This is a genomic window from Pseudomonas entomophila, from assembly GCF_013523125.1.
GTDB lineage: Bacteria > Pseudomonadota > Gammaproteobacteria > Pseudomonadales > Pseudomonadaceae > Aquipseudomonas > Aquipseudomonas entomophila_B.
Map to the genome: position 1 here is coordinate 1 of NZ_JAAMQJ010000065.1, position 9,991 is coordinate 9,991.

Below are 9,991 nucleotides of genomic sequence, written 5' to 3' on the forward strand. Positions count from 1 at the left end.
CTCAAGTCCTGGTCATGCTGGCCCGCAAGCTGGCTCGGGTGGTCTTTGCCCTGATCAGAAGCGGAGAGGAATATCGTCCAAAAGCCGCTTGAGCGCTTGGCAATTACCATAGAATCTCCCACAGGGGGGCCAGTGTCAATCTGTCAGATCAGCAGCACGGTCCAACTGGAGCGGCCCCTGCGCCGCGACCGGCCCCGCAGGGGCCGCAGAATCAGCCCATCCACTCGCTCAGCCCGCCTCGCGCTTTCAGCCTCAAGGCTCCTGCGCGAACGCCGCCCGCTCCTGCCAACCGCCCCCCAACGCCGCGATCAACTGCACGCTGGCCACCAGACGGCCTTCGAGCACGCTCAACACACTGCGCTCGTTGCTCAACGCGGTCGCCTGGACGTTGACTACATCCAGGTAGCCGATCAGCCCGGCCTTGTACTGGTTCTCCGTCAGGCGCAGCGATTGCCGTGCCGCCGCCAGCGCTTCGTCGCGCACACCGGCTTCATCGGCATAGACGCGCAGTTGCGCCAGGTAGTTCTCCACCTCCCTGAAACCATCGAGCACGGTCTGGCGGTACTGCGCCACGGTCTGGTCGTACACCGCCACCGTGCGGTCCACCTCGGCGCTGCGGCGTCCGCCATCGAACAGGGTCATGGCCAGTTGCGGCCCGACCGACCAGAAGCGGTTCGGCAGGCTGATCCAGTCGCGGAAGCTGCTGCTGCTGTAGCCGCCGCTCATGCTCAACGTCAGGTCCGGGAAGTAGGCGGCCCGGGCCACGCCGATGTTGGCGTTGGCCGCCATCACCTGACGCTCGGCCGAGGCGATGTCCGGGCGACGTTCGAGCAACTGCGACGGCAGGCCGACCGGGATGCTCGGCAGCGCCGGGATGTCATCGCGCGCGGCCAGGGCGAAGTCGGCCGGCGCCCGGCCCAGCAGCACGGCGATGGCGTTCTCGAACTGCGCGCGCTGCCAGGCCAGGTCGATCAGGTCGGCCTGGGTGCTCTTGAGCTGGGTCCGTGCCTGGGCGACGGCGTCGGGGCCGGAGACACCGGCACGGTACTGGTTCTCGGTCAGGCGCAAGGAGCGCTCGTAGGTGGCGACGGTGGATTCGAGCAGGCGCTTCTGCGCGTCGATCACCCGCAGTTGCAGGTAGTTCTGAGTCAGTTCCGACTGCAGGCTCAGGCGAATCGCCGCCAGGTCGGCGACGCTGGCCTCGGCGCTGGCACGGCTGGAGGCCAGGGTGTCGCGCAGCTTGCCCCACAGGTCCAGCTCCCAGCTCACCCCCAGCTGGGTGGTGTAGGTGTCGCGGATGCCGCTGCTGTTGTTGCTCAGGCTCGAGCTGCTGCTGCCGGCGCCCTGGGCCGAGCGGGTCTTGCCCGCCGACAGGTCGAGGCTGGGGAACAGCGCGCCGCGACTGCTGCGCACCAACGCCTGGGCCTGTCGGTACTGGGCCTCGTACTGGGCCACGGTCTGGTTGTTGCGGTTGAGCTCGTCGATCAGCTGGTTGAGCTGCGGGTCGTTGTACAGCTCCCACCAGGCACCCCGCGCCAGGGCGTCCGAGGGGTTGGCCGGGGTCCAGCCCTCGGCCTGCTTGAACTGCACGGCAGCGGTGGCCACCTCGGGCCGGTGGTAGTCCGGGCTCAGGGTGCAGGCGCTGAGCAGCGCAAGGCACGCACCCAGGCCCAGCAGGCGCAGGTTCGGCCCGTGCAGGCGCTGGCGCAGGGCACGGTGAACGGGGGTCTGGACGAAAGTCATAACGGCGTTTCCAAGGCAGCGTCGGTACGCACGCCGCGCCAGCGATTGACGCGGTGGCGCAGGCGATCGAAGTAGAGATAGACCACGGGGGTGGTGTACAGCGTCAGCACCTGGCTCAGGATCAGGCCGCCGATGATGGTCAGCCCCAACGGCTGGCGCATCTCGGCGCCCTCGGCGCTGCTCAGCAGCAGCGGCAGTGCACCGAGGATGGCCGCCAGGGTGGTCATCAGGATCGGCCGCAGCCGCTGCAGGCAGGCCTGGCGGATCGACTGCTCCGGGCTCAGGCCCTCGTGGCGCTCGAGCTGCAGCGCCAGGTCGATCATCAGGATGGCGTTCTTCTTCACCACACCGATCAGCAGGAACAACCCGAGCATCGAAATCAGGCTGAACTCCCCGCCGGTCAGGTACAGCGCCAGCAGCGCACCGACACCCGCCGACGGCAGGGTCGAGAGAATGGTCAGCGGGTGCACATAGCTCTCGTAGAGAATGCCCAGCACCAGGTACACCAGCAGCAAGGCACCCAGAATCATCAGCGGCTGGCCCTGCTGGGTCTTGGCGAAGGCATCGGCCGTGCCGCCCAGCTTGGCGATCACCGTTTCGGGCAGACCGAGCTTGGCCACCTCGCGCTCCACCGCGGCCAGCGCCTGGTCCGGGCTGTAGCCTTCGGCGACGTCGAACGCGATGTCTTCGGAGGCGAACTGGCCTTCGTGGCTGACGCGGTCGTTGGCCAGGCTGTTCTCGTAGCGGGCGAACGACGACAGGGGTACCCGTGCGCCGTCGGCCGTGATCACCTGGACCTGCTCGAGGGTGGTCGGGTCCCAGGCATACTTGGGGTTGATCTCCAGCACCACCTGGTACTGGTTGAGGCTGTCGTAGATGGTCGAGATCTGCCGCTGGCTGTAGGCGTTGTTCAACACCGTGGTGACCATGTCCATGTCGATGCCCAGGCGCTTGGCCTGGTCGCGGTCGACCACCAAGGTCACTTGCTGGGTGCCGCTGCTGTCGCGCGCATCGATGGCGGTGACCTGCGGCAAGGCCCGAAACGCGGCGGTGACCTTGGGGAACCACTCGCGCAAGGCGGCCAGGTCGCCGCTCTGCAGGGTGTAGAGGTACTGCGAGGTGCTCTTGTCGCGCCCGCCACCGCCCAGTTGCAGGTCCTGGTCGGCCATCAGGAACAGGCGTCCGCCAGGGACCTGGGGCAGGGTCTTGCGCAGGCGCTCGATCACCTGCTGGGCCGAGTCGGCACGCTCCTTGATCGGCTTGAGACGCACCAGCACCAGGGCGTTGTTGGTGCCGCTGTTACCACCGATGAAGCCGGCCACGCTCTGCACCGCCGGGTCCTTGAGCAAGGCGCGACGGTAGGCTTCCATCTTCGGCTGCATGACGGTGAACGACAGCCCGTTGTCGCCGCGCACGAAGCCGATCAACTGGCCGGTGTCCTGCTGCGGCATCAAGGTCTTGGGCACCACCACGTAGAGCGCGACGTTGAGCACGATGGTCGCCAGCAGGCTGAGCAGGGTCAGCCGCCGATGGCGCAAGGCCCAGCCCAGGCTGCGGTCGTAGCCGGCGACCATGCGCGCATGGGCCCGTTCGCTCCAGCGCTGCAGGCGGGTCTGGCGGTGGCTCTGCTGCGCTGTCAGCCAGCGCGCGCAGAGCATGGGCGTGAGCGTCAGCGAGACCAGCAACGACACCAGGATCGCCGCGGCCAGGGTCACTGAGAATTCCATGAACAGGCTGCGCACGATGCCGCCCATGAACAGGATCGAAACGAACACCGCCACCAGCGAGACGTTCATCGACAGCAAGGTGAAGCCCACCTCCTGGGCGCCCAGATAGGCCGCACGCAGGGGCGTCTGGCCCTTCTCGATGTGCCGGGAGATATTCTCCAGCACCACGATGGCGTCGTCCACCACCAGCCCGGTGGCCAGGATCAGCGCCATCAGCGACAGGTTGTTGAGCGAGAAGCCGCACAGGTACATCACGGCGAAGGTACCGACCAGCGACACCGGCACCGCCAGGCTGGGGATCAACGAGGCGCGCAGGTTGCCGAGGAACAGGTAGACCACCAGGATCACCAGGCCCACGGCGATCACCAGGGTGTGTTCGGCCTCGGCCAAGGTCGCCTGGATCACCGGCGAGCGGTCCATGGCCACGTCCAGCTGCACGCTGGCCGGCAGCAGCGACTGCAAGGCCGGCAGCTGCGCCTTGATCTGCGCCACGGTCTCGATGATGTTGGCGCCGGTCTGCCGGTTGATCACCAGCAGCACGGCCGCCTGGTCGTTGAAGAAACCGCTGTTGTAGCGGTTCTCGACGCCGTCGGTGATCGTCGCCACGTCGCTCAGGCGCAGGATGGCACCGTTTTCCTGGCGGATGACCAGCGGCGCGTAGTCCTCGGCCTTCTCCAACTGATCGTTGGCCCGGACCTGCCAGTTGCGCTGGGTGTCCTCGACGAAGCCCATGGGCCGGCGCTGGTTGGCGTTGGCCACCGTCGTGCGCACGTCGTCCAGGGCCAGGCCGTACTGGTTGAGCAATTGCGGCTCGACGGCGATGCGCACGGCAGGCAGCGAGCTGCCGCCGATCTGCACTTCCCCGACACCGGACACCTGCGCCAGGCTCTGCGAGAGGATGGTGTCGGCCAGGTCGTACAGCTGGCCCTTGTGCAGCACATCGGAGGTCAGCGACAGCACCATGATCGGCGCCTGGGACGGGTCGATCTTCTTGTAGGTGGGCATGCTGCGCATGCCGCTGGGCAACAGGTTGCGCGCCGCGTTGATCGCCGCCTGCACCTCGCGGGCGGCGGCGTTCACGTCACGCCCCTGCTCGAAGCCGATGATCACCCGGGTCGAGCCCTGGTTGGAGCTGCTGGTCAAGGTGCTGACCCCGGCGATGCTGCCGAGCTTGCGCTCTAGGGGCGTGGCGACGCTGGACGCCATGACTTCCGGGCTGGCGCCGGGCAGGTTGGCCTGCACCACGATCACCGGGAAGTCGATCTGCGGCAGCGGTGCCACCGGCAGCAGGCCGAAGCTGACGCCGCCGAGCAGCATGATCGCCAGGCTCAGCAGCAGAGTCGCCACCGGGCGGCGGATGAAGGGTGCCGACAGGTTCATGGAGTGCCCCCTGGGCAGCGGCACAGGGTGAGCCGCAAGCGGCAAGCCGGGCTGTAGCGCTCAGCGTGTCGCTGCCCTGCCCCGTACGGTCGGCTGGCCGCTGGCCGCGTGTGACGGGCTGCGTTCATAGGGACTCCGCGGCGCGTTGCTTGCCGACGCGTCGGGCCAGGCGGTCGAAGTACAGGTAGATGACCGGTGTGGTGAACAGGGTCAGCACCTGGCTGACCAGCAGACCGCCGACCATCACCAGGCCCAGGGGTTGGCGCAGTTCGGCGCCGGAGCCGGTGGCGAGCATCAGCGGCACGGCGCCGAACAGCGCCGCCAGGGTGGTCATCAGGATCGGCCGGAAGCGCAACAGGGCCGCCTGGTAGATCGCCTCGTGGGGCGTCATGCCCTGGTGGCGCTCGGCCTCCAGCGCGAAGTCGATCATCATGATGGCGTTCTTCTTGACGATGCCGATCAGCAGGATGATGCCGATGATGGCGATCATGCCCAGGTCGTTGCCGCTCAAGATCAGTGCCAGCAAGGCGCCCACTGCTGCCGAGGGCAAGGTCGAGAGGATGGTGATCGGGTGGATGTAGCTCTCGTACAGCACCCCCAGCACGATGTACATGGTCACCACGGCTGCCAGGATCAGCAGCAAGGTGCTCGACAGCGAGGCCTGGAAGGCTTCGGCGGCACCCTGGAAACGCGTCTGCACGCCGATCGGCAGACCGATGGCCTGTTGCACCTCGCCGATCACCTTCACCGCCTCGCCCAGCGAGACGCCCTGGCCCAGGTTGAACGACAAGGTGACGGCCGGGAACTGGCCGATGTGGGAAATGGCCAGCTGCGCCGGGCGCTGCTCGATGCGCGCCAGGGCCGAAAGGCGCACCTGGCCACCGTCGGCCGCTTTGACGTGGACCTGCTCCAGCGCCTCCAGCCCGACACTGCCGCCGTCGCGCGACTGCAGCACCACGCGGTACTGGCTGGCCTGGGTGTAGATGGTGGAGATCTGCCGCTGACCGAAGGCGTCGTACAGGGCGTTGGTGATCTGCGACACGTTGATGCCCAGGCGGCTGGCGCGGTCACGGTCGATGTTCAGGTAGACCTGCAAGCCCTTGTCCTGCAGGTCGCTGGCGACATCGGCCAGCTCGGGTCGCTGGCGCAGCGCGTCGACCAGCTTGCCGCTCCACTGTGAGAGCAGCTCGGCGTCCGGCGAGGACAGGCTGAACTGGTACTGGGTGCGGCTGACCCGGTCTTCGATGCTCAGGTCCTGTACCGGCTGCATGTACAGACGAATCCCCACCAGACGGTCGAGCTGCGGCTGCAAGCGGGCGATCACCTCGGTGGCCGTGTCGACACGCTCGGCATGGGGCTTGAGGTTGATCAGCAGGCGGCCGCTGTTGAGGGTGGCGTTGTCGCCGTCGATGCCGATGTAGGACGACAGGCTCTGCACCGCCGGATCCTGGAGGATGACCTTGGCCAAGGCCTGCTGGCGCTCACTCATGGCGGCGAACGAGGTGGACTGCGGCGCCTCGGAGATGCCCTGGATCACGCCGGTGTCCTGCACCGGGAAGAAGCCCTTGGGCACGGCCAGGTACAGCAGCACCGTGAGCACCAGGCTGGCGACGGCGACCAGCAGGGTCAGCGGCTGGTGGCGCAGCACCCAGGTCAGGCCGCGGCCATAGTGGTGGACCAGCCAGTCGATCCAGGCCCCGCTGGCCCGGTAGAAGCGGCCCTGCTCGTGGGCCTCGGGTTCGCGCTTGAGCAGCCGCGCGCACATCATCGGCGTCAGGGTCAGCGAGACCACCAGGGAAATCAGGATCGCCACCGCCAGGGTGATGGCGAACTCGCGGAACAGTCGGCCGACCACGTCGGCCATGAACAGCAGTGGGATCAGCACTGCGATCAGCGAGAAGGTCAGCGAGATCAGGGTGAAGCCGATCTGCCGGGCGCCCTTGAGCGCCGCCTGCAACGGCGTCTCGCCCTCCTCGATGTGCCGGGAGATGTTCTCGAGCATGACGATGGCGTCGTCCACCACGAAACCGGTGGCGATGGTCAGGGCCATCAGTGTGAGGTTGTTGATCGAGAAGCCGGCCAGGTACATCACCCCGAAGGTGCCGATCAGCGACAACGGCACGGCGATCGACGGAATCAGGGTCGCACTGACCCGGCGCAGGAACACGAAGGTGACCATGACCACCAGCACGATGGCGATCAGCAACTCGTGCTGCACGTCGCGCACCGCCGCACGGATGGTCTGGGTACGGTCGGTGAGCACCGAGACGTTCAGCCCGGCCGGCAGGTTGTCGGTGATCGACGGCAGCGTCTGCTTGATCAGGTCGACCACCTGGATGACGTTGGCGCCCGGCTGGCGCTGGATGTTCAGCAGCACGGCCTGGTTCTGGTTGGCCCAGGCGGCGAGGCGTTCGTTCTCGGCGCCGTCGACGATCTCGGCTACGTCGCGCAAGCGCAACGGCGCGCCGTCCTTGTAGGTGAGGATGAGGTTGGCGTATTCCTCGGGGGAGCGCAGCTGGTCGTTGGCGTCGAGCATCGATACCCGGGTCGGGCCGTCGAAATTGCCCTTGGGCTGGTTGACGTTGGAGGCACCGACCAGCGTGCGCACGTCTTCCAGGTTGAGCCCGGCCGCCGCCAGGGCATCGACGTTGACCTTGATGCGCACGGCCTGGCGCTGGCCACCGGCGATGCTGACCATGCCCACGCCGCTGATCTGGGCGATCTTCTGCGCCACGCGGGTGTCGACCAGGTCGTTGAGCTTGGGCAGCGGCATGGTGCTGGAAGAGATCGCCAGGGTCAGCACCGGGGTGTCGGCCGGGTTGACCTTGTTGTACACCGGCGGGGCCGGCAGGTCGCTGGGCAGCAGGTTGCTGGCGGCGTTGATCGCGGCCTGGACCTGCTGCTCGGCGACGTCCATGTTCATGTCGAGGTTGAAGCGCAGGGTCAGCACCGAGGCGCCGCCGGAACTGGTGGACGCCATCTGGCTCAGGCCCGGCATCTGGCCGAACTGACGCTCCAGCGGTGCCGTGACCGCGCTGGTCATGACCTGCGGGCTGGCGCCGGGGTACAGGGTCATGACCCGGATGGTCGGGTAGTCGACCTGGGGCAACGCCGACACCGGCAGCAAGGTGTAGGCGATCAGGCCGGCCAGGACGATGGCCACCATGCTCAGCGTGGTGGCGACCGGGCGAAGGATGAACAGCCGGGACAGGTTCATGCGCCGGCCTTGCCCGCTTCACCGGCCTCGGCCGCGCCCTTGGTGTCCTGACCCTGCAGGTGCTGGCCCGGCGTGGCCGGGACCTGGGCGCTGTCCTGCACCACCTCGACCTGGGTGCCATCGCGCAGACGGTCGGTGCCCTCGAGCACCAGGCGGTCGCCGGCGGCCAGGCCTTCGAGGATCACGCTGCGCTCGCCGTCGCTGGGGCCGACCTTCACCGGCTGGACCTTGACCTTGTCCTGGGCGTCGACCACGTAGGCGAAGGTGCCATCGGTGCCGAACTGGATGGCGGCGGCAGGCGCGGTCACCACCTGGCGCAGGGTGTCGGCCAGCAGACGCACGTTGACGAACTGGTTGGGGAACAGCGCCTGGTCCTTGTTCTCGAAGCGTGCCTTGAACTTGAGCGTGCCGGTGGTGATGTCGATCTGGTTGTCGAGGCTGGCCAGGGTGCCGGTGGCCTGCAGGCGGGTATCGCCGCGGTCCCAGGCCTCGACCGACAGCGCCGCGCCGCTGCGGTAGCGCGCCAGCACGGTGGCCAGCTCGCTTTCCGGCAGGGTGAAGGCGACGTTGATCGGTTCGGTCTGGGTGATGACCACCAGTGCCGTGGTGTCGTTGGCCGCCACCAGGTTGCCCAGGTCCAGCTGACGCAGGCCGACCCGGCCGCTGATGGGCGCGCGGATCTGGGTGAATTCCAGGTTCAGGCGCGCGTCGTTCACCGCCGCCTGGTTGGTCATGATGGTACCGCGGTACTGCCCGACCAAGGCCTCGGCGGTGTCCAGCGTCTGCTTGGCGATGCTGTCTTCGGCATACAGGCCCTTGTAGCGGGCGAAATCGACCTGGGCGTTCTTCAGCTGGGCCTGGTTCTGGGCCAGCGTGCCCTCGGCCTGCTGCAGGGCGATGCGGTAGCTGCGTGGATCGATCTCGGCCAGCAGGTCGCCGGCCTTGACCTGCTGACCTTCCTTGAAGTGCACCTTGACCAGCTCGCCGGAAACCCGGCTGCGCACGTTGACCGTGTTGATCGCGGTCACGGTGCCGAGCGCCTTGTAGTACAGCGGGAAGTCATTGACCGTCACCGGCTCGACCCGCACCGGCACGGGGTCCGTCGACGCCCCGAAACCGGGCCGCCCGCCTTTGCCCGCCTCGGCAGCGGTGTCCTGATGGGTCGTCGAGGCAGGCCACAGCCACCAGGCCAGCACGGCGACGAGCATGAGGATCAGCAGGCCGAACAGCCAGCGGCGAGAGGTGCGGGAAGAGGAAACATGCATGGATTGAACGAACCTTGTTCGAGGACGACGACGTGAGGAGGGTGAACGATAAGCACTTGGACGTGTTTAGCAAAGGCCCTTTACGTGGGTTTTACCTTCATTGACAGGGTTCTGCGTGGCAGGCGCCCGTGAAAGAGCAGGACCGCAGCTATCGCGGACGCATCGTTCTGGCCAGTTGGGCAAGCAGCTTGTAGGGCTTGCTCGCGATGCAGGCGGCGCCTGACAGGGCCCTATCGCTGGCAAGCCAGCTCCCACCCAGATCTCGGAAGCCTGTCGGTATCGACATAGCTGCGCAAGCAGCCTGTGGGCTTGCCCGCGATGCAGGCGGCGCCTGACAGGGCCCTATCGCTGGCAAGCCAGCTCCCACCCAGATCTCTGCAGCCTGTTGGTGTAGCCATGGCTGCGCAAGCAGCCTGTGGGAGCGGGCTTGCCCGCGATGCAGGCGGCGCCTGACAGGGCCCTATCGCTGGCAAGCCAGCTCCCACCCAGATCTCGGAAGCCTGTTGGTGTAGCCATGGCTTCGCAAGCAGCCTGTGGGAGCAACTGTCTTCAGCGACCGTCTATCGGACTGGATCATCCATCCAGTCCTGGTCGTTTTTGATCATGGCGTTGAGGCGTACAGCCAATACCCGCATGCAGGCCACCATGGCAACTTTGGC

General features: G+C 67.2%; 4 protein-coding genes. All 4 read right to left on the reverse strand.

The window, feature by feature from the left end:
• Window positions 1–252: 252 nt before the first annotated feature.
• Entirely contained in the window at window positions 253–1,743 is a 1,491-nt protein-coding gene (locus G7007_RS21045; protein WP_181104915.1) for an efflux transporter outer membrane subunit, read from the reverse strand.
• Entirely contained in the window at window positions 1,740–4,850 is a 3,111-nt protein-coding gene (locus G7007_RS21050; RefSeq protein ID WP_181104917.1) for an efflux RND transporter permease subunit, read from the reverse strand. Before G7007_RS21050 ends, G7007_RS21045 begins: the two co-directional genes overlap by 4 nt.
• A 124-nt stretch (window positions 4,851–4,974) precedes the next feature.
• The gene (locus G7007_RS21055; protein WP_181104919.1) at window positions 4,975–8,067 is read right to left on the reverse strand and encodes an MdtB/MuxB family multidrug efflux RND transporter permease subunit; all 3,093 of its coding nucleotides are present in this window, start codon (window positions 8,065–8,067) and stop codon (window positions 4,975–4,977) included.
• Window positions 8,064–9,332, reverse strand: coding sequence for an MdtA/MuxA family multidrug efflux RND transporter periplasmic adaptor subunit (locus G7007_RS21060; RefSeq protein ID WP_181104921.1), 1,269 nt, complete (start codon window positions 9,330–9,332; stop codon window positions 8,064–8,066). Before G7007_RS21060 ends, G7007_RS21055 begins: the two co-directional genes overlap by 4 nt.
• Window positions 9,333–9,991: the final 659 nt, after the last annotated feature.